Origin of the sequence: Streptomyces sp. CRCS-T-1 (genome assembly GCF_024442335.1) — a bacterium.
In the GTDB taxonomy this organism is placed as follows: domain Bacteria; phylum Actinomycetota; class Actinomycetes; order Streptomycetales; family Streptomycetaceae; genus Streptomyces; species Streptomyces koelreuteriae.
In genome coordinates this window covers 1,681,321-1,700,679 of record NZ_CP101651.1, presented here as the reverse complement: position 1 = coordinate 1,700,679, position 19,359 = coordinate 1,681,321, and the positions used below count along the sequence as shown (strand labels likewise).

General features: G+C 72.5%; 16 protein-coding genes. 7 read left to right on the top strand and 9 right to left on the bottom strand.

The window, feature by feature from the left end; all coding sequences use genetic code 11:
- Positions 1-4: 4 nt before the first annotated feature.
- From NNW99_RS07530 to NNW99_RS07515, 4 genes are all read right to left on the bottom strand, one after another.
- Positions 5-1,225 carry a sugar MFS transporter gene (locus tag NNW99_RS07530; protein ID WP_251057737.1) on the bottom strand — a complete coding sequence of 407 codons (1,221 nt, stop codon included), beginning with the start codon at positions 1,223-1,225 and terminating at the stop codon, positions 5-7.
- A gap of 67 nt (positions 1,226-1,292) precedes the next feature.
- Positions 1,293-2,351 carry a Gfo/Idh/MocA family protein gene (locus tag NNW99_RS07525; protein WP_215117926.1) on the bottom strand — a complete coding sequence of 353 codons (1,059 nt, stop codon included), beginning with the start codon at positions 2,349-2,351 and terminating at the stop codon, positions 1,293-1,295.
- Positions 2,352-2,408: 57 nt separating this feature from the next.
- Positions 2,409-3,293, bottom strand: a complete 885-nt coding sequence (locus NNW99_RS07520; RefSeq protein ID WP_215117925.1) for an HAD-IIB family hydrolase — start codon at positions 3,291-3,293, stop codon at positions 2,409-2,411.
- The gene (locus NNW99_RS07515; protein ID WP_215117924.1) at positions 3,290-4,663 is read right to left on the bottom strand and encodes a DegT/DnrJ/EryC1/StrS aminotransferase family protein; all 1,374 of its coding nucleotides are present in this window, start codon (positions 4,661-4,663) and stop codon (positions 3,290-3,292) included. Before NNW99_RS07515 ends, NNW99_RS07520 begins: the two co-directional genes overlap by 4 nt.
- A 110-nt stretch (positions 4,664-4,773) precedes the next feature.
- Here NNW99_RS07515 and NNW99_RS07510 point away from each other — a divergent pair, with 110 nt between their 5' ends.
- Positions 4,774-5,682 carry a helix-turn-helix domain-containing protein gene (locus NNW99_RS07510; protein WP_215117923.1) on the top strand — a complete coding sequence of 303 codons (909 nt, stop codon included), beginning with the start codon at positions 4,774-4,776 and terminating at the stop codon, positions 5,680-5,682.
- 94 nt (positions 5,683-5,776) lie between these two features.
- Entirely contained in the window at positions 5,777-6,106 is a 330-nt protein-coding gene (locus tag NNW99_RS07505; RefSeq protein ID WP_215117922.1) for a hypothetical protein, read from the top strand.
- A 124-nt stretch (positions 6,107-6,230) separates the two neighbouring features.
- On the opposite strand, the gene NNW99_RS07500 is transcribed toward NNW99_RS07505, so the two are convergent.
- Both NNW99_RS07500 and NNW99_RS07495 read right to left on the bottom strand, forming a co-directional pair.
- The gene (locus NNW99_RS07500; RefSeq protein WP_215117921.1) at positions 6,231-7,628 is read right to left on the bottom strand and encodes an FAD-dependent oxidoreductase; all 1,398 of its coding nucleotides are present in this window, start codon (positions 7,626-7,628) and stop codon (positions 6,231-6,233) included.
- A gap of 27 nt (positions 7,629-7,655) precedes the next feature.
- Entirely contained in the window at positions 7,656-8,672 is a 1,017-nt protein-coding gene (locus NNW99_RS07495; RefSeq protein ID WP_215117920.1) for a DUF4349 domain-containing protein, read from the bottom strand.
- Between the two features lie 189 nt (positions 8,673-8,861).
- Here NNW99_RS07495 and hemG point away from each other — a divergent pair, with 189 nt between their 5' ends.
- Positions 8,862-10,325: a protoporphyrinogen oxidase gene (hemG, locus tag NNW99_RS07485; protein WP_215117919.1), complete on the top strand. Its 1,464-nt coding sequence runs from the start codon at positions 8,862-8,864 to the stop codon at positions 10,323-10,325.
- 4 nt (positions 10,326-10,329) lie between these two features.
- Positions 10,330-11,061 (top strand): hydrogen peroxide-dependent heme synthase, encoded by a 732-nt coding sequence (hemQ, locus tag NNW99_RS07480; protein WP_215117918.1) that lies wholly within the window; start codon positions 10,330-10,332, stop codon positions 11,059-11,061.
- Here the strand turns inward: hemQ and NNW99_RS07475 are convergent, their stop codons facing one another.
- From NNW99_RS07475 to NNW99_RS07465, 3 genes are all read right to left on the bottom strand, one after another.
- The gene (locus NNW99_RS07475; protein ID WP_215117917.1) at positions 11,062-12,672 is read right to left on the bottom strand and encodes an alpha/beta hydrolase; all 1,611 of its coding nucleotides are present in this window, start codon (positions 12,670-12,672) and stop codon (positions 11,062-11,064) included.
- A gap of 114 nt (positions 12,673-12,786) precedes the next feature.
- The gene (locus tag NNW99_RS07470; protein WP_215117916.1) at positions 12,787-13,557 is read right to left on the bottom strand and encodes a TIGR04222 domain-containing membrane protein; all 771 of its coding nucleotides are present in this window, start codon (positions 13,555-13,557) and stop codon (positions 12,787-12,789) included.
- Positions 13,558-13,643: 86 nt separating this feature from the next.
- Positions 13,644-14,366: a DUF4142 domain-containing protein gene (locus NNW99_RS07465; RefSeq protein WP_215117915.1), complete on the bottom strand. Its 723-nt coding sequence runs from the start codon at positions 14,364-14,366 to the stop codon at positions 13,644-13,646.
- Between the two features lie 384 nt (positions 14,367-14,750).
- Here NNW99_RS07465 and NNW99_RS07460 point away from each other — a divergent pair, with 384 nt between their 5' ends.
- The 3 genes from NNW99_RS07460 to NNW99_RS07450 all read left to right on the top strand — a co-directional run bounded on the left by NNW99_RS07460 (position 14,751) and on the right by NNW99_RS07450 (position 19,352).
- A complete protein-coding gene (locus NNW99_RS07460; protein ID WP_215117914.1) occupies positions 14,751-16,217 on the top strand; it encodes an aldehyde dehydrogenase family protein in 1,467 nt (488 codons plus the stop codon).
- A 97-nt stretch (positions 16,218-16,314) separates the two neighbouring features.
- Positions 16,315-17,886, top strand: coding sequence for a GMC family oxidoreductase (locus NNW99_RS07455; RefSeq protein WP_215117913.1), 1,572 nt, complete (start codon positions 16,315-16,317; stop codon positions 17,884-17,886).
- A complete protein-coding gene (locus tag NNW99_RS07450; protein WP_215117912.1) occupies positions 17,883-19,352 on the top strand; it encodes an APC family permease in 1,470 nt (489 codons plus the stop codon). Before NNW99_RS07455 ends, NNW99_RS07450 begins: the two co-directional genes overlap by 4 nt.
- Positions 19,353-19,359: the final 7 nt, after the last annotated feature.

Below are 19,359 nucleotides of genomic sequence, written 5' to 3'. Positions count from 1 at the left end.
GCCTTCAGGACGACGGGCCCTCCCGCGTCGCCCGGATCAGCCACCAGGTGGCCGCCAGGCATCCGGCCGCGGGCAGGGCCAGCAGCACCGGTACGGCGTCGACACCGGCCAGTTCGATGCCCTTGCCCAGCACCGGCCCGGCCGCGACCCCGCCGATCATCGACGCGGCGATCACATAGGCCCCCGCCCGCCGCGCCCGCGGCACCGCCCGGGACAGCCAGGGCAGGCCCGTGGGGAAGATCGGCGCGTGGAACAGGCCGACACCGGCGTACGCGTACGGGGCCGCCGCCGGGATCAGGGCCAGCAGAAGGCAGACCACCATGCCGACCGAGCTGACCACCATGATCGTCTGCACCGACCAGCGCAGCGTCAGCGGTGCGACCAGCAGCCGTCCCACGGTCACCATCAGCCAGAAGGCGGAGGTCGCCGTGGCCGCGGTCGCCGCGTCGTGCCCGACGGACTCCAGATGCGTCGGCTCCCAGCCGCCGACCCCGGTCTCCACCGCCACCATCAGGACGTACAGCGCGATGAAGACCGTGACGACCAGGGTCGCGGAAGCCCGCAGTCCGGGTGTCCCCTTCCCGTCCTCCTCTCCGGGTTCTTCGGGCGCCGTCGGGACGGGCGTCTCCCCGCCCTCGCGGACGCCGCGCTGTGCCAGCACCAGTACGGCGGACAGCGCGGCGAACCCGGCGAAGACGGCCGGGTACTCGCCCGGGCCCAGCAGCCCCAGGAGCGCGGGACCGCCCACGGCGCCGAGGCCGTAGGCCGCGCCGATGATGTTGAGCATCGCCGGGCTGCGACGGCCGAACCCCACCGAGAACAGCTGATTGAGTCCGTAGTCGATGCCGCCGAAGCCCACCCCGGTCAGCAGCGCGCAGGCCAGCGCCCACGGCCAGGCGGAGGCCAGCGCGAAGCCGGTCCCGCCGAGTGCCATCAGCGCGTACGAGGCGGACAGCAGGGTTCTGTTGCCCAGCCGCCCGTGCGCCCGGTTGAGCAGCAGCACACCGGCCACGCCGCCGACGAAGTGAGCGCTCAGGCTCAGCCCGGCGGCGGCCGGTGACAGGCCGAACTCCGCGCGGAACGCGGGGATCGCCGGACCGTACAGCGCCTGAAGGGCCCCGATCAGGGCGAAGCCCACGCATGAGGCGACGACGGCGAACGGGCTGAACAGGGGCCGCGCCACAGCGGTGTCGTGCGGCGCGGCCCGCGTCGAGGTCCCGGTCAAGAGACGTTCCTCTTCGCCGCGAAACCGATGCCGATGCCGATGCCCCTGCCCTGTGCGTCGCGCGCGGTCACGAGGGCATCGCCGCGGCGAGCGCGTCCTGCTCGTCGCCCGCCAGCAGGCGTTCCAGCACCCGCTGGCTGCGCAGCCCGTCGCCGAAGCGGGCCAGCGCGCTGTCGGCGGTGTCCCGGGCGGAGACCGCGTCGCGCCACTCCCGCAGCTGGTGCCGGAACGTGTCGCTCCACCCGGGCACCTCGCCGGGCGGCGAGGCGAGCGTCTCCTCGCGGGCGAACGTGCCCTGCTCCCAGGTGACACGGGACTTCAGGAAGTACGTCGTGTCGTCCTTGGAGTGGTAGTACAGCTCCTTGCGGTCGCCGATGATCTTCAACGAGAAGCCGAGCTCCTCCGGCAGCGAGGACTTGGAGGTGACCAGGTTGAAGAAGGTGCCGTTCTCCAGACGGCCGCTGACGAAGGCGTAGTCGTCCACCTGGACGTCCTGGCCCTCCTTCTGCGGCACGTTGACCTGGAGCTTGGTGCGGCAGCTCGTGCTGTCGACCGGGCTGTCGAAGAGCCGGTCGAGCATGTCCACCAGATGCACGCCCAGGTCGCCGAGGGAGCCGCTGGTGGAGCGGCCCAGCGCGCTGTCCCGCCAGGTGAAGCGGGAGCGGGTCAGGGCGCTGCCGCGCCGGAAGCCGGCCTCCGCGAAGAGGATGGAGCCCAGCTCCCTGCTCCGCACCAGGTTCCTGATCTCGCCGATGGCCTCCAGATAGCGGTAGTTGAAGCCCATGGCGCACACCAGGCCGCTCTCCTCGGCCAGCGCGGTGATGCGCTCGGCCTCCGCGACCGTCGTCGTCATCGGCTTCTCGCACAGCACATGCCTGCCGTGCCGGACGGCCTCCTCGGCGTAGTCGGCGTGGGTGTGGTTGGGCGAGGCGATGACGACCGCGTCGACATGCCGGTACAGCTCGGTCGTGGAGGAGAAGACGGGGCAGCCGAAACGCTCGGCCAGTTCCGCCGCCTTCTCGGGCAGTACGTCGTACACGCCGGCCGCGACGACGCCGGGGACGGTCTCGGCGGCGCGCAGGTGGGCGAGGGCGATGCCGCCGGCGCCGATGATTCCTATGTGCATGGTCTGCCTCTTTCAGGACGGCCCTCCGGCCCGGGATCACCGGACCGGGGGAGCGGTTCAGTGGCCGAGGTGGTGGCGGAAGGCGGTGAGGAGGGCCTGGGCGTGCGGGTGCGGCGACACCCGGGTGAAGCGGCTCCTGGCCTCGGGCGTGCAGTTGGCGACGAGGTAGCCGTGGCGCACGGCGCCCAGCATCTCCAGGTCGTTGCCGCTGTCGCCGAACGCGAGGGTCCGCTCCGCTGCGACGCCGAAGCGGGCGCACAGGTGCCGGACGACGTTGCGCTTGCCGCACACCGTCGGGATGAAGTCGACGTCGTAGCAGTCGGCGGGGTCCCCGGTGGCGGGGTTGCAGCGGCTGATGTTGAGCCCGAGGCCGTGCTCGCGGGCCAGGTCCCGCACGAGGTCGAGGCTCTGCGCGTCGCGTCGCGGGTCGCCGAGGGAGCGGAAGTAGTAGTTGAACAGGAACTCGGTGGGGCTGCCGGTGTGCGGGTCGGCTTGCGGGAGCAAGTCGACCCCGTACCGGGCGAGACGCTCCACGGCCGTCCGCACCCGGTCCCGGTCGAAGCCGCTGTCCCGCAGCAGTTGCCCCCACTCGGGGTCGGGGCGGGCGACGCCGTCGGGGAAGAACGTCAGCTCGGTGCCGAGCGAACCGGCCACGAAGTGCGGCAGGACGCGGGCACCGCAGCGCGCCATCTTCTCCCGTACGGAGGCCGGTGAGCTGCCGGTGACCCAGCCGAACAGCAGGCCGTGCTCGACGGCCTCGCTCAGCAGGAACTCCTCCAGCGCGGCGAGGTGGGCGCGTTGTTCAGGGGTCGCGGCATGGGCGAGGTAGGTCTCGTCGAAGTCGGAGAACGCGGCCCAGCCCACCCGGTCCGGCAGGCGCAGATGGGGCGGCGGACCGAGGTCCGGGCCGCCGCCGGCCTCGAACGGCAGGGTGTCGGTCATGCCGCCGCCCGGCGCCTCGCCGCGTACAGGGCCTCGACCACGCGGTCCTGCTCGCCGAGGGACAGCCCCGCGTGCAACGGCAGATGCAGCACCCGGTCGTGCAGCCACTCGGTGCGCGGCAGGTGCGCCTGCCCGAAGAACCGCTCGCGCACCGGGGTCTTCTGCCGGTGCGTCAGGACGGGGTAGTAGACATCCGTCTCCACCCGGCTCGTCCGCGCCAGCCGCTCCAGCAGGGCGTCACGGGCCGCCGCACCACCGGCCGTGAGGACGGGGAACAGGTGCCAGGAGTGGTCGGGAGCGAAGGCGGGCGCCTCGATCAGGCCCTCCTCGGCCAGCGGCCGCAGCGCCTCGACGTAGCGCCGGGCCAGATACGTGCGCCGCAGCCCGCGCAGACTCGTCCAGGGCAGCAGGGCCAGACCGATCGCGGCCATGGTGTTGTCGATGCGCGCGTTGAGCCCGTACGCCTCGCGCTTGACGTTCTTCCGGCCCGGCTCGAAACCGTGGTAGCCGAGCACCCGGCAGCGCTCGGCGATCTCGGCGGAGCCGGTGACCACGGCACCGGCCTTCCCGCACAGTCCGACGTTCTTGTACGGGTTGAAGCTGAGGGCCGCCGCGTCGGAGTACCGCCCGACACCGGTGACCCCGATCGCCTGGCAGGCGTCCTCGACGATCCGCAGCCCGTGCCGGTCGGCGACGGCCCGCAGCCCGGCCATGTCGGCGAGCTTGCCGTACAGATGGACCGGGAGCAGCGCCACGGTGCGCGGGGTGATCCGCTCCGCCACCGACTCGGGGTCCAGGTTGCCGTCCGGGGTGGTCACATCGGCGAGGACGGGTACGGCACCGCAGGCGAACACCGCGTTCTCGGTGGCGGCGAAGCTGTTGGCCGGCAGGATCACCTCGTCGCCCGGCTCGACGCCCACGGCACGCAGGGCGATGGCGAGCGCGTCCGTACCGCTGCCGGTCGCGACGGCGCAGGACAGCCCGGCGTAGTCGGCGAGGGCGTCCTCGAAGGCCGTGACGGCGGGGCCGCTGGTGAACTCGCAGCTCTCCAGCACCTGTGCGAAGGCGTCGGCGGCGGCGCTCTTCTCCCGCGGCGACAGGAGCCGTTCCTTCGGCAGGAAGGGGACGTTCGACGCCGGAGGCGGCTCGGGGAAGAGGGAGGCGACGAACGCGTCGGGATGTTCCGGAGCGGAGTTCCACGACGAAAGGGCCTGCGCCAGTTCCCGGTTGGCGAGGGTGTCCCGTAAGGACCGGGCGACCCTCGTGCCGCGGGCGAGGTCCTCGGCCACGCGGTGCAGGCCGCGGCTGTCGCCGAGGAGGAGGGAGCCGGTGAGCGTGCCGGTTTCGGCGGCGACGGTGGAGACGGTCATGCGTACTCCTTGCGTTCGGATAGCGGGAATCCTGGCGCGAACGCGCGCATGGGTAGGGAATGCGAATTGATTGACGGGCCGAATAGCGCTCGGACCGCATTCCGTGGGGAATGCGAGCGGCGTACGTCGGCGATGCTGTCAGCGGTCGACAAGAGGAGTCAACCGGCAGCTTTTTGCCGCACGTTGTGCATGCAACTCCCGCTCTTGTTACGGTGTGTTCCCCCGGCGATACGCAGAGGGAGTGTTTCCGAGCGGTGTCACGTCATGTCCAGTCTGTTTCCTCGCTGCCCGATCTGCTGCGCGCGTGGCGCGTCGACGCCGGAAACAAAATGAACAGAGGAAGACAGTTACCTCAAAAAGAAGTTGCGGACCGGATGGGTGTCAGCGAGCGCTGGTATCGGAATCTCGAAACCGGGCTGCACGCCCCGCTTTCCGGCGAAATACTCGAGCGCCTTTCCAAGGCCCTGCTGCTCGGCCCCGACGAACGCATGGCCCTTTACGGGAACGCACTCGGCGGTGCGGGCGGGCAGCCGGCCGAGAACGACATCACCGACGCCCTCGCCGAACTCGCCTCGGCGCAGACCGACTTCCCCACCTACCTCACCGACCAGGCGTGGAACCTCCTCGACCACAACGCGGCCATGGCCCGCTGGTTCCCCTGGGTCCTGGAGCCCGGTGCCAACCTGATGCGCTGGGCGCTGACCACGACCGAGGCCCGCGAGCAGATCGTGGACTGGCCCCGGCACGCCGCGCAGTACCTCGCGCTGCTGCGTTTCGCGCTGGTGACGCGCCCCGACGACGCCGACCTCGGCGCGCTGCGCGACGCCGTCCTCGACGACCGGGTGTGCCGCGACCTCTGGGATCGAAGCCCCAAGGTGCTCGCCTACCGGCACGGCCACCGCTACGAACTGCGCCTGCCCCACGTCTGTCCGGAGACCCTCACCGTCACCTCCCAGGTGCTGCTTCCCGCGTACCGGCAGGAGCTTCGCTATGTCCTGCTGCTGCCCGTGGATCGGTGAGCCGGTGAACGCTGCCCCGGGGGCGTGCGTATGTGTCGGCAACCGCCCGCGGCGCGGGGAAGGCGGGTCGCGGGGCCGACGTGAGGAACAGGCGATGAACGACCGAGTGAACCCCGCGATGCACGCACTGCCCGACGGCGAGGCGGAGCTCACGCTGGTGGTGCGGCTGCCCTGGGAGGACGTGGCCCGCCTCGGCCAGGAGGCCGGGCGGCTGGCGTCCCAGATGCGGCGGCCCGTGACGCTGGAGGAGGCGGTGAGCCATCGGTTGCGTTCGTCGCGGGCAGCGGCGCATGCGAAGCCGGCGGGGGAGCAGCCGCCGGCGGTGACGGCTTCGGCGTCGGTGTCGTCGTTGCCGGCGCGGCCGCCGGCGGAGCAGGCGCGGCAGGCGATCGATCGGATCAACGGTACGGCCGGGACCGCGTAGGGGGTTCGCCGTGGGGGTGCGGGTGCGTGGCCGGGTGCGGCGCCCTCGTGGCCGTTCGCGCCCACGCGGCGGAGCCGCACATGGATACAGCCCCGCGCCCCTGAGGAAAAGGACCCTCACCCCGTTACAAAGAACTGCGGACCTTCGTCGCCGCCTTGCGGGCCGCTACCAGGATCGGGTCCCAGACGGGGGAGAAGGGTGGGGCGTAGCCGAGGTCGAGGGTTGTCATCTGTTCCGCCGTCATGCCCGCGGTGAGGGCGACCGCCGCGATGTCGACGCGTTTGCCCGCACCCTCCCTGCCGACGATCTGGACGCCGAGGAGGCGGCCCGTGCGGTGTTCGGCGAGCATCTTGACCGTCATGGGGGAGGAGTTCGGGTAGTAGCCGGCGCGGTTGGTCGACTCGATGGTGACCGTCTCGAAGCGCAGGCCCACACGGTGGGCGTCCTTCTCGCGCAGTCCCGTACGCGCGATCTCCAGATCGCAGACCTTGCTGACGGCGGTGCCGACCACACCGGGGAAGGTGGCGTAGCCGCCGCCCGCGTTGGTGCCGATGACCTGGCCGTGCTTGTTGGCGTGGGTGCCGAGCGGAATGTGCCGTTGCTGGCCGGAGACCAGGTCGAGGACCTCGACGCAGTCGCCGCCCGCCCAGATGTTCTCGTGGCCGCGCACCCGCATCGAGCGGTCCGTGAGAAGACCCTGGTGCGTGCCGAGCGGGAGTCCGGCCGCCCGGGCGAGGGTCGTCTCGGGGCGTACGCCGATGCCGAGCACGACGACGTCCGCCGGGAACTCTCGGTCCTTCGTGGCCACCGCGCGCACCCGGCCGTCGTCGCCCGTCAGGACCTCGGTGACCTCGGTGTCGTTCACCATCGTGATGCCCAGGCCCTCCATGGCCTCGTGCACCAGACGGCCCATGTCGGGGTCGAGGGTCGACATGGGCTCGCTGCCGCGGTTGACGACCGTCACCTCGTAACCGCGGTTGATGAGCGCCTCGGCCATCTCCACGCCGATGTAACCGGCCCCCACGACCACCGCGCGACGGCCACGCGTGCGTGCCAGCGTGTCCAGCAGCGCCTGGCCGTCGTCCAGCGTCTGCACCCCGTGCACCCCGGGCGCGTCCACCCCGGGCAGGCCGGGCCGGATCGGCCGGGCACCGGTCGCGATCACGAGCTTGTCGTACGACGTCCAGGACTCGGCCCCGGAGTCGACGTCACGCGCGCGTACCCGCTGCCCGTCGGGGTCGATCTCGGTGACCTCGGTGCGCAGCCGCAGATCGATGTCCCGCGCGCGGTGCTCCTCGGGGGTGCGGGCGATGAGCCGGTCCCGGTCGGGGACGTCGCCGCCCACCCAGTAGGGGATGCCGCACGCCGAGTACGACGTGAAGTTGCCGCGCTCGAACGCCACGATCTCCAGCTCGTCGGGCTTGTTCAGCCGGCGTGCCTGTGACGCCGCGGACATCCCCGCGGCGTCACCGCCGATCACGACCAGTCGCTCCCGGGTACCCCGCGTACGGTTGATGCTCATGTGAACACGCTACGGGAGCAGGGCACTTCAGTCCTGTCGGTCCTGCTCGCCGGGCGTGCGCGGCTGCCCGGACTCCGGGGCCGGGCGGGCCGTCGGCAGCGGGCCGAGCGCGCTCATCGCGGGCGACGCGGGCCGCGTGCGGCGCGGCAGGCGGGGGCGTACGACACGCAGCCACAGCAGCGTGATCAGGGCCGCGACCGCCGCGAACGGCAGGATCGCGCCGAGGGCCACCGCGAGCCAGCGCAGCATCGTCACGAAGGCGTTCCAGCCGCCCGCGAGCGCGTCCAGGAAGCCCGGGTCGTCGTCCTTCGCCTCCTTCTTCTTCACCGGGGTCTCGGACAGCGAGAGGGTGATGGTGGCCAGGCTCGTGCGGTCCTTCAGGGACTCCTGCCGGGCGAGCAGCGCCTCCAGGTCGGCCTGGCGGGTGCTCAGCTCACCCTCCAGGGTCACCACGTCGCCGATCTTGGTGGCCCGGTCCATCAGCTCGCGGATCCGGGCCACGCTGGCGCGCTGCGACTTGATCCGGCTCTCCACGTCCACGACCTGTTCGGTGACGTCCTCGGCCTTGGCGCTGCGGTCGAGGAGTTTGCCGGTGCCCTCCAGCTCGGCCAGGACCTCGTCGTACTTCTCGACGGGCACGCGCAGCACGACCCGGGTCCGCTCGTGGCCGTCCCCGTCGCGGGTGGTGGTCTCGTTGCCGACGTAGCCGCCCGCGTTCTCGGTGCCGGTGCGGGCCTGGTCCAGGGCCTTCGGGACGTCCTTGACCTGCACGGTCAGCGAGGCCGTGCGGATGATGTGGTTCTCGGTGAGCTTCGGCGGCGCGGTCGCCCGGGCTCCGCTTCCGGCGCCCTCGGGGGCGGCCTCCTGCGCGCCGGACGCGTCGCCCGCCTTGTCGTCGGCCTGAGGGGCGGCGAGCCCGCGGTCGGAGCTCTTGCCGCCGGAGTCGTCGCCCGCGCCGCTGCATCCGGTGAGTGCGAGGGCCGCGGCCAGCAGCAGCGCGACCAGGGTCGGGGCGGGGTGGCGTGCGGGTCGTCGTGTGCGCATGTGGGCTTCCCCCGGGGTTCGATTCCGCTGACGCTTCTTCGACGCCCGGACGGCGCCGGACGTTTGGCCCGGGACGGTTCCGATGCGGTCACGGTCGGGACTCGTCCGGGACACCGGAACACCGGAACACCGGAACACCGGACAGCGGGCCACGGCGGCGCTGTCGGAGGGGTCTGAGAGGCTGGAGACATGCGCGAAGTTCAAGCCCCTGCGGGCGCGGGACAGGTCATCGTCATCGGGGCGGGTATCGCGGGCCTGGCCGCCGCGCACCGGCTGCTGGAGCGCGGGGCGCGGGTGACCGTGCTGGAGGCCTCCGACCGGGTCGGCGGCAAGCTGCTGCCCGGCGAGATCGCGGGCGCGCGCGTGGACCTCGGCGCCGAGTCGATGCTGGCCCGCCGACCCGAGGCGGTGGCGCTCGCGCGCGAGGTGGGCCTCACCGACCGCCTCCGGCCCCCGGCCACGGCCACGGCCTCGATCTGGACCCGGGGTGCGTTGCGCCCGATGCCCAAGGGGCATGTGATGGGTGTCCCCGGCACCGCCGCCGCCCTGTCCGGCCTGCTGTCCGACGAGGGCCTCGCCCGCATCGAGCGCGACGCCGAGCTGCCCCGCACCGAGGTCGGCGACGACGTGGCCGTCGGGGAGTACGTGGCGGAGCGCCTGGGCCGCGAGGTCGTCGACCGCCTGGTGGAACCCCTGCTGGGCGGCGTGTACGCGGGCGACGCCTACCGCATCTCGATGCGCTCGGCCGTCCCCCAGCTCTTCCAGGCCGCCCGCGGCCACACCTCCCTCACGGAGGGAGTCCGCGAGATCCAGGCGAAGGCGGCCGCGGCCCAGCAGACCGGCCCGGTGTTCATGGGCCTCCAGGGCGGGGTGGGCACCCTGCCCCTCGCGGTCGCCGAGTCCGTCCGGGCCCGCGGGGGCGAGATCCTGACGGGGACACCGGTGACCGAGCTGCGCCGTACCCCGGTGGACGGCGGGTGGCGGGTCGTCTCCGGGGTGCACGTGTGGCACGCGGACGCGGTCGTCGTCGCCGTCCCCGCCCCGGCGGCCGCCGGCCTCCTGCGCTCCGACAGCCCCGGGGCCGCCGCCGAGCTCGGCGCCGTCGAGTACGCCTCCCTGGCCCTGGTCACCCTCGCCTATCGCCGCGCCGAGACGGCCCTGCCCGAGGGCAGCGGCTTCCTGGTGCCGCCCGTCGACGGACGCACCATCAAGGCCTCCACCTTCGCCTCCCGCAAATGGGGCTGGATCGCGGAGGAGAACCCCGACCTGCTCGTCCTGCGCACGTCCGTCGGGCGGTACGGCGAGACGGAGATCCTCCAGCGTGACGACAGCGGGCTCGTGGACGTCTCCCGGCACGATCTGAAGGCGGCGACCGGCCTGGACGCCACGCCCGTCGCCACCCGGGTCACCCGCTGGGACGACGGCCTGCCGCAGTACCCGGTCGGCCACCACGCGCGCGTGGCCCGCATCCGCGAGCACATCGCCCGACTGCCCGGGCTCGCCGTGTGCGGCGCCCCCTACGACGGCGTCGGCATCCCGGCGTGCATCGCGAGCGCCTACGCCGCCGTCGACCAGATCCAGGGTGACCTGCGGGGTGTGGAGGAGCTCACCGCCCACCCGGTGCAGAGCCTGCACGGCGGAGCAGGAGAATGAGGACATGAGCAACGACGCCTCCACCCCCGAGACCGGCAGGATCCCGAACAAGGGCAAGCTGGCCAAGGACCTCAACGAGGTCATCCGCTACACGCTCTGGTCCGTCTTCAAGCTGAAGGACGTCCTCCCCGAGGACCGCGCCGGGTACGCCGACGAGGTCCAGGAGCTGTTCGACCAGCTCGCCGCGAAGGACGTGACGATCCGCGGCACGTACGACGTCTCGGGCCTGCGCGCCGACGCCGACGTCATGATCTGGTGGCACGCGGAGACCAGCGACGCGCTGCAGGAGGCGTACAACCTCTTCCGCCGCACGAAGCTGGGCCGGGCGCTCACGCCGGTGTGGTCGAACATGGCGCTGCACCGCCCCGCCGAGTTCAACCGCTCGCACATCCCGGCGTTCCTCGCCGACGAGACGCCCCGCAACTATGTGAGCGTCTACCCCTTCGTGCGCTCCTACGACTGGTACCTGCTGCCCGACGAGGACCGCCGCCGCATGCTCGCCGACCACGGCAAGATGGCCCGCGGCTACCCGGACGTGCGCGCCAACACCGTCGCCTCGTTCTCCCTCGGCGACTACGAGTGGCTCCTCGCCTTCGAGGCCGACGAGCTGTACCGCATCGTCGACCTCATGCGTCACCTGCGCGCCTCCGAGGCCCGGATGCACGTCCGTGAGGAGGTCCCGTTCTTCACGGGCCGCCGCAAGGACGTCGCCGAACTGGTCGCCGGTCTGGCCTGATCAGCGGATCCGTCGCTCGGCCCCGGGCTGCTCCGGGGCCGTCGACCGCGGCTCGGGCTCGGCGTGCGGTGCGCACCCCGCGCTCCGTCCCGGCAGCCGGCCCTCCAGCAGATACGCCTCCATGTGGCCGTTGACGCAGGCGTTCGGCCCGCCCGCCAGGCCGTGCGCGCCCGCGTTCCGCTCCGTCACCAGGACCGAGCCCGGGAGACGGCGGCGGAGTTCCAGGGCACCGTCGTACGGCGTGGCGGCGTCCCGCTCGGCGGCCAGGATCAGCGTCGGCGGGAGCACGCCCGGCGCGGCGCCGACATCGAGCGGCCGCTGTCGCGGCGCCCGCCAGTAGGCGCACGGCAGGTTCGTCCACACGTTGTCCCAGGTCTCGAACGGCGCGACCCGCGCGAGCCGGGTGTTGTCCCGGTCCCACACCCGCCAGTCCGTCGGCCAGGGGGCGTCGTTGCACTCGACGGCCAGATACACCGCGCGGGTGTTCTCCGCCTCGACGGCCGCCTCGGGATACCGGCTCGCCTGCTCGACCAGCGGCTTGGGATCGCCCTTGAGGTACGCCGACAGCGCGTGCGCGAGGAGCGGCCACTGGTCGTCGTAGTACCCGGCCTGAAGGTACGCCTCCTGCAACTGCCCCGGCCCCACCTTCCCGCCGGCCGGGTCGGCGGCCAGCCGTGCGTGCGCACGCGCGTAGCGGCGCTGTACCTCCCGCGCGGTCCCGCCCAGCCCGTACACGCCGTGGTGCCGGGCGACCCACCTCCGGAAGTCCCGCCAGCGGCGCTCGAACGCCGCCGACTGGGCGAGGTTGTTGCGGTACCAGATCTCCGCCGGGTCGGGATCGACCACCGAGTCGAACACCATCCGCCGGACATGCGCGGGGAACAGCGTCGCGTACACGGCCCCGAGGTAGGTGCCGTACGAGGAGCCCAGGAACGTCAGCCGCGTCTCGCCGAGCGCGGCGCGCAGTACGTCCAGGTCGCGGGCGTTGTTCAGCGAGTGGTAGTGCCGCAGCGCGCTGCCGGCCCGCTCGGCGCAGCCGCGCGCGTACGCCTTCGCCTGCGCGACCCGTTCCCTCTTGAACGCCGCCGAGGGGTACGTCTGCGCCTGGGTGGGCGCCTTGAAGAACCGCACGGGGTCCTGGCAGGACAGCGGCGCGGACCGGCCGACACCGCGCGGGGCGTAGCCGACGAGGTCGTAGGCGGCCGCGATGCGCTTCCACTCGGGGAGCAGTCCGACGATCGGGAAGTACAGGCCGGTGGCACCGGGCCCGCCGGGGTTGTAGACCAGGGCGCCCTGCCGGGGGACCTTGCGCTTGCTGTTGTTCGGGTCCTTCTGCGTGGCCCGGGTGCGGCTGACGGCGAGTCGGATCTGCGGGCCGTTCGGCCGGGCGTAGTCCAGCGGGACGGTCACCGTGCCGCACCGCATGCCGCCCGGCAGGTCCTGCGCGTCGTCGCACGGGCCGAACCGGATGCCGGCCGCCTTCGCGCGCGCGGCGGCCACCGCGGTGCCCTGCGACTCGGGCGCCGCGGACCGGCCCTCGACGTCCGGGGCCGCGGTCAGGGCGCTCAACAGCAAGGACCCCGCTGCCGAGTAGAGGAGGGCGGCTCTCATCGCGTTTCCCTTCGGTGCACAGTGGCGACAAAAGGGATGTTTGGTGCGGCGATTGAGGAAGGCAAGCACCGTCCGCCGGTGTCGGAGCCAATGCTCCCGTGCGCCCCCGGTCCGTCAGTCGTGTGCCTCGCGGTGCGCGAAGGCGGCCCGCAGATCCGGTTCGCCGACCGCGCGGACCCCGCGTACGGCCACCGAGGTGAGGTACGTACGGTCGTCGGCGGTGCCGTCCGCGTTCCGGGCCAGCGCGCCGAGCAGCCGCTGACCCGCCGGGGAGGCCCAGCGCGAGTACGGGTGGATCTCGACCCGCGCGACGGCGAGGCAGCTCAGGGTCAGGGTGAGCGGCAGCGCGAACCACAGGGCGACCAGATGGCGCGGCAGGTCCGGCGGGACCGGCGTCAGCAGGGCGGCGACGCCGAGACCGAGCACGGCGACCGTCGCCACGCGGACCTGCCGGACTCCGGTCGCGACCGTCGTACGGGCGCTGTCGGGCACCGCGAGGCCCGCGCGCACCAGTCCGTCGGCGATCCCGCGCACCGCGTCCGCCGCGGCGGCGGTGGCCCGCACCGGGGCGATCCGGGACTGGCCCTCGGGTCCGATGGCCCCTATCACCGAGCGCTCCATCGCGTCCCGGCCGCGCGGATCGACGACCGTCGCCCAGCCGGTGTGCGCCAGCAGCAGACGCCGCTGACGCGCCATCGCGACGAGGGTGACATCGGCGACCCGCCGGGGTCCGCCGGAGAGGAACGCGGCCTCGTACAGGGTGAGTTCATGGACCTGGCCGGTGTCCGCGCCGCCGGTCGCGGCGCGCACGGCGGCCAGGCACAGCCGCGTGCACGCCGTGCCCGCCACGACCCAGGCCGCCAGCAGGAAAAGAACCCAGAGCATATGTTGTTTGTATGTGACACGGTCCCGAAAGCACCATGCCTCATTCACGATCCGGACGGAGTGTTGTCGGTATGTGACGTTCCGTTTCACCGTTCCGGGGGTGGGCGGAAGGCGGGCGGCGGGAGCGTCCGGGACGGGACCGAGGTCGGGGCCGGGGTCGACGGCGTGCCGCCGGTGGCCATGTCACGGGCCACGGCGTCGAAGTCGACGTCGCCCGTCGCCTCCAGGGTCTTGATGTGGCCGAGGACGGTCGTGGTGGCGTCGTCGGCGAGGTCGCGCACCAGGGAGTTGCGGGTGCTCGCGCGGACCTGGGCGACGACCGGGAACACCTGGCCCTGGGCCAGCCGCAGGGCGGTGGCGAACCGCCGGTCGTACTCCTCGCCCCGCGCCTCGTCCAGCGTGGCCAGCCACTGCTTCTGCTGGTCGTCCGCCGCGTCCGGCAGGGTGAAGCTCAGCTGGGCGGCGGCGCCGCGGACCCGCTCGTCCAGGAACCGGTGCCCCTCGACAAGACTCCGGCCGGCCGCCCGCACGGCCGGGGTGGTCCCCTTCGTCCCCGCCTGCCGCCCCGCGGCCGGCTCCCACAGCCCGGCCCGCCGGATCTTGACGAGGAACTCCTGGTCGAGGGCGGACAGCGGGCCGTAGCTCGTCCGCAGCGTCTGCGCGCTCAGCGCGCCCGGCGCCGTCTCCGGCCGGCCGTCGTACGGCCAGAGCGAGAAGACCAGCGCGGCGAGCGTCGCCGCGAGGCACATGACGATGAGTCCGGTGCCGCTGACGATGCCTCGGCCCTTGACGGGGGGTCGGGGTCGCATGGTGGTGCCTCCTGGTACGGCACCGCACGCTAGTGCGCTTCGGGTGCGGAAACGACATGGTACGGCGCGCTCTACGCCAACTGCCGTACACGGGCGAATGGTTGCATCGGGGACAGGACGGGGCGATCGGGGGAGCCGCGTCGGGGGTCCTATCCGCGTAAACAGGCGCATACCGGCCCCTGGGTCTCGGCGGGCCCGGCCCGGGTGTTAGTCCCGGCACACTCGGGCGCGCAGGCGCGGGGCCGGGCGACTAGCCCACCCGGGTCCTCTGGGCGGCCCGGACGCCGTCGCGGCGGTGTGCCCTGTGGCCGCCGACCTCCCGATGGGCCATGTTGCTGACCGTCGAGCCGATCGGCACCGGCCGGATCCGAAGGAGGCCCCGCGGTGGGTGAGCTGTACATCGACGGCGAGTGGACACAGGCCACGGCCGGTGGGCGGCGGGAGGTGGTCAACCCCTACGACGCCTCGGTCGTCACCAGCGTCGACGAGGCCGACGCCTCCGACGTGGACCGCGCCGTACGCGCCGCCCGGCGTGCCTTCGCCGAGGAGGACTGGGCGAACGCCCCCTCCCGCCAGCGCGCCGACCTGCTGCTGCGCGTCCACGACCTGCTGCTGCGCGACCAGGAGGAGATCGCCCGCACCGAGACCCTCGACACCGGCAAGACGCTGGCCGAGGCCCGCATCGACGTGGAGGACGTGGCCAACGCCTTCCGCTACTTCGCCGAACTCGCGGGCAAGGACGGCGGCCGGATCGTGGACGTCGGCCCCGACGTGCTGAGCCGCGTCGTCTACCAGCCGATCGGCGTGTGCGCGCTCATCGCCCCCTGGAACTACCCGCTGCTCCAGGCCTCCTGGAAGGTGGCCCCGGCGCTCGCCGCCGGCAACACCTTCGTCCTCAAGCCCAGCGAGGTCACACCGCTCACCACGATCCACATGGTGCGGCTCATCGAGGAGGCCGGCGCCCCGCCCGGCGTCGCCAACCTGGTGCTGGGCTCCGGGGCGACCGTCGGCGCGGCCCTCACCAGCCACCCCGACGTCGACCTGGTGTCCTTCACCGGCGGCCTCAACACCGGACGGTCCATCATGGCCAGCGCCGCCGAGGGGCCGCGGAACATCGCCCTGGAACTGGGCGGCAAGAACCCCAACATCGTCTTCGCGGACGCCGACTTCGACGCCGCCGTGGACTACGCGCTCGACGCCGCGTTCCTGCACTCCGGGCAGGTCTGCTCGGCCGGTTCGCGCCTGCTCGTCGAGGACTCCCTGCACGACCGGTTCGTCGAGGCCTACGCCGAGCGCGCACGGGCGATCCGGCTCGGCAGCGGCCTGGAGGAGGGCACCGAGAGCGGCCCGCTCAGCTCCGCCGAGCACCGCGACAAGGTCGAGGGCTACATCGCCATCGGCCGGGAGGAGGGCGCCCGGCTCGTCACCGGCGGCACCCGCCCCGACGACCCCGCCCTGAGCCGCGGCTTCTTCCTGCTGCCGACGATCTTCGCCGACTGCGACCGGTCCATGCGCATCGTCCAGGAGGAGGTCTTCGGCCCGGTCGTCACCGTCGAGCGCTTCCGCACCGAGGACGAGGCCGTGGAACTCGCCAACGACACCCGCTACGGCCTGGCCGGCGGCGTATGGACCTCCGACGCGAGCCGCGCCCAGCGCGTCGCGCAGCGGCTGCGGCACGGCACGGTCTGGATCAACGACTTCCACCCCTATGTGCCGCAGGCCGAATGGGGCGGCTTCGGCCGCTCGGGCGTCGGCCGCGAGCTGGGCCCCACCGGGCTGCGCGAGTACCAGGAGGCCAAGCACATCTACCAGAACCTCGCCCCCGCACCCTCCGGCTGGTTCAAGGGCTGACCTTCCGGCAGCACGGCGCCCGCCCGCGGCGCGACGACCACCGAAGACCGGCCGCCCGCCCGCCCGCGGCGCGACGGCCACCGAAGAAAGGCACCGCATGGCCCCCACCACCGCGCACGGCGCCGAGTCCGCCTACGACTACGTCATCGTCGGCGGCGGCACCGCCGGCTGCGTGCTCGCCGCCCGGCTGAGCGAGGACCCCGACTGCCGCGTCTGCGTCATCGAGGGCGGCCCCAGCGATGTCGGCGACGAGCGCATCCTGCGCCTGCGCAACTGGATCAACCTGCTCGACTCGGAGTACGACTACGGGTACACCACGGTCGAACAGCCGCGCGGCAACTCCCACATCCTGCACTCCCGGGCCCGCGTGCTCGGCGGCTGTTCCTCCCACAACACGCTGATCAGCTTCCTGCCGCTGCCGCAGGACCTCGACGACTGGGTGGCCCGGGGCTGCCGCGGCTGGGACCCGGCGACGATCCTCCCCTACCGGGACCGGCTGCGGACGAACATCGTCCCGGTGGCCGAGGCCGACCGCAATCCCATCGCCAAGGACTTCGTCACCGCGGCCACCCGCGCCCTCGGCGTCCCCGTGGTCGACGACTTCAACGCCGAACCCTTCGCCGACGGCACCGGCTTCTTCTCGCTGGCCTACGAGCCGGAGGGCAATCTGCGCTCCTCCGCCTCCGTGGCCTACCTGCACCCGATCATGGACCGGCCCAACCTCACGCTCCTGCTGGAGACCTGGGCGCACCGGCTGCTCACCGACGACGCGGGACGGCTGACCCGGGTCGCCGTGCGCGGCGCAGACGGGGAGCCCGCCACCGTACGCGCCGAACGCGAACTCCTGCTGTGCGCCGGTGCCGTCGACACCCCCCGCCTGCTGATGCTCTCCGGCATCGGCCCCGCCGACGACCTGCGCAAGCTGGGTATCGAGGTACGGGCCGATCTGCCCGGCGTCGGCGAGAACCTGCTCGACCACCCCGAGTCCGTGATCGTCTGGGAGACCGACGGCCCGCTGCCGCCCAACTCCGCGATGGACTCCGACGCCGGACTGTTCCTGCGCCGCGACAAGAGCGGGCCGCGCCCCGACCTGATGTTCCACTTCTACCAGGTGCCGTTCACCGTCAACACCGAACGCCTGGGCTACCCCGTGCCGCAGCACGGCGTCTGCATGACGCCGAACGTGCCGCGCGCCCGGTCCACCGGCCGCATGTGGCTGCGCAGCGCCGACCCCGCCGAGCACCCCGCCCTGGACTTCCGGTACTTCACCGACTCGGAGGGGCACGACGAGCGCACCATCGTGGACGGTCTGAAGATCGCCCGCGAGGTCGCCGCCACCGCCCCGCTGAGCGACTGGCTGGTCCGCGAGGTCGCGCCCGGCCCGGACGTCGTCTCCGACGCCGACCTGTCGGAGTATGGCCGCCGCGTGGCGCACACCGTCTACCACCCCGCCGGCACCTGCCGCATGGGCGCCCCGGACGATCCGCTGGCCGTCTGCGATCCGGAGCTGAGACTGCGCGGCTTCGAGGGCGTACGGATCGTCGACGCGTCGATCTTCCCGACGATGCCCACGATCAACCCCATGGTGACCGTCCTGCTCACCGCCGAACGCGCCGCCGACCTGATCAGCGGCCGCACCCCGGCCGCGGAACGGAGGGCCGGACAGTGACCACCGCACCGCCTCCCGCACCGGCCGCGGGCACCCCGGGAGGGGAGCCCGGCTCGGAGTTCCGCAAGGACATGGGCCCCTGGGCCAACTTCGCCCTCGGCTTCACCTACCTCTCCCCGGTGGTGAGCACCTACACCCTCTTCGGCATCGCGATCGTCGACGGCGGACCGCCGATGATCTGGGCGTTCGTGCTGGCCGGCTGCGGCCAGTTCCTCGTCGCGCTGATCTTCGGCGAGATCGTCGCCCAGTACCCGATCGCGGGCGGCGTCTACCCCTGGGCCCGGCGGCTGTGGGGCAAGCGCTGGGCGTGGATGACCGGCTGGGTGTACATGTGGGCGCTGCTGGTGACCATCACCTCCGTCGCGTACGGCGCAGGCCCCTACATCGCCATCCTCTTCGGCTTCGACGCCACCGTGCACACCACCGTGCTGTGCACCGCCGTGCTCATCGTCGTCGCCATCCTCATCAACTACTGCGGCACCAAGTGGCTCTCGGCGGCGGCCATCATCGGTTTCGCCGGTGAGCTCATCGGCGCCCTCGTCGTCGGCATCTACCTGCTGGCCACCCACCGTCACCACAACATCGGCATCATCTTCGACACCTACGGCACCGAGGGCGACGGCTCCTATCTGCCGGCGTTCCTGGCGGCCGCCATCATCGGCCTCTACCAGTACTACGGCTTCGAGGCGTGCGGCGACACCGCCGAGGAGGTCGCCCACCCGGGCCGGGTCATCCCCCGGGCGATGCGGCGCACCATCTACATCGGCGGCGCGGCGGCCACGTTCACCTGTATGTCGCTGCTGCTGTCGGTCACCGACTTCAACGCGATCATCTCGGGCGAGCAGGCCGACCCGGTGGTGACCGTGCTGTACGACGCGATGGGCGAGACCGGGGCGCGGCTGGTGATGGCCGTGGTGCTGATCTCCTTCCTGTCCTGCACGATCAGCCTCCAGGCGGCGGCCGGGCGGCTCATCTACTCCTACGCCCGGGACGAGATGATCGTCGGGCACAAGCTGCTGCGGCGGTTCGTCCACTCCCGTGCGGTGCCGAGCTGGGCGCTGTTCGTGTCCGCGGCGGTGCCCCTGCTCATCGCCTTCGCCTCACTGCTGTCCGAGGACGCCCTCACCAACATCGTCTCGTTCGCGATCCTCGGCATCTACGGTTCGTTCCAGATGGTGGTCCTGGCCGCGCTGCGCGCCCGCCTCAAGGGCTGGCGTCCGGCGGGGGAGTTCACCCTGGGCCGCTGGGGCCTGACCGTGAACATCGCGGCGCTGGTCTACGGCATCCTCGCCATCATCAACATCTGCTGGGCCCGCTCCCCGGAGAAGTCGTGGTGGGAGAACTGGATCGTCCTGATCTGCGGCGGTGTGGTGGTGGGGTCGGGCCTGATCTACATGTTCACGACGCACCACTACGGCCGGGGCGACGCCCTGGCGGGCGACGCGGTACCGGAGAAGCAGCTCTAGGGGCCGG

What these genes read in the sequence shown, in the direction of transcription:
- NNW99_RS07455 (WP_215117913.1), top strand. Translation starts at nt 16,315, where the DNA reads ATGGCCCCCACCACCGCGCACGGCGCCGAGTCCGCCTACGACTACGTC.
- NNW99_RS07505 (WP_215117922.1), top strand. Translation starts at nt 5,777, where the DNA reads ATGAACGACCGAGTGAACCCCGCGATGCACGCACTGCCCGACGGCGAG.
- NNW99_RS07475 (WP_215117917.1), bottom strand. Translation starts at nt 12,672, where the DNA reads ATGAGAGCCGCCCTCCTCTACTCGGCAGCGGGGTCCTTGCTGTTGAGC.
- NNW99_RS07470 (WP_215117916.1), bottom strand. Translation starts at nt 13,557, where the DNA reads ATGCTCTGGGTTCTTTTCCTGCTGGCGGCCTGGGTCGTGGCGGGCACG.
- NNW99_RS07495 (WP_215117920.1), bottom strand. Translation starts at nt 8,672, where the DNA reads ATGCGCACACGACGACCCGCACGCCACCCCGCCCCGACCCTGGTCGCG.
- NNW99_RS07525 (WP_215117926.1), bottom strand. Translation starts at nt 2,351, where the DNA reads ATGCACATAGGAATCATCGGCGCCGGCGGCATCGCCCTCGCCCACCTG.
- hemG (WP_215117919.1), top strand. Translation starts at nt 8,862, where the DNA reads ATGCGCGAAGTTCAAGCCCCTGCGGGCGCGGGACAGGTCATCGTCATC.
- NNW99_RS07500 (WP_215117921.1), bottom strand. Translation starts at nt 7,628, where the DNA reads ATGAGCATCAACCGTACGCGGGGTACCCGGGAGCGACTGGTCGTGATC.
- NNW99_RS07520 (WP_215117925.1), bottom strand. Translation starts at nt 3,293, where the DNA reads ATGACCGACACCCTGCCGTTCGAGGCCGGCGGCGGCCCGGACCTCGGT.
- NNW99_RS07515 (WP_215117924.1), bottom strand. Translation starts at nt 4,663, where the DNA reads ATGACCGTCTCCACCGTCGCCGCCGAAACCGGCACGCTCACCGGCTCC.
- hemQ (WP_215117918.1), top strand. Translation starts at nt 10,330, where the DNA reads ATGAGCAACGACGCCTCCACCCCCGAGACCGGCAGGATCCCGAACAAG.
- NNW99_RS07465 (WP_215117915.1), bottom strand. Translation starts at nt 14,366, where the DNA reads ATGCGACCCCGACCCCCCGTCAAGGGCCGAGGCATCGTCAGCGGCACC.
- NNW99_RS07510 (WP_215117923.1), top strand. Translation starts at nt 4,774, where the DNA reads ATGCGAGCGGCGTACGTCGGCGATGCTGTCAGCGGTCGACAAGAGGAG.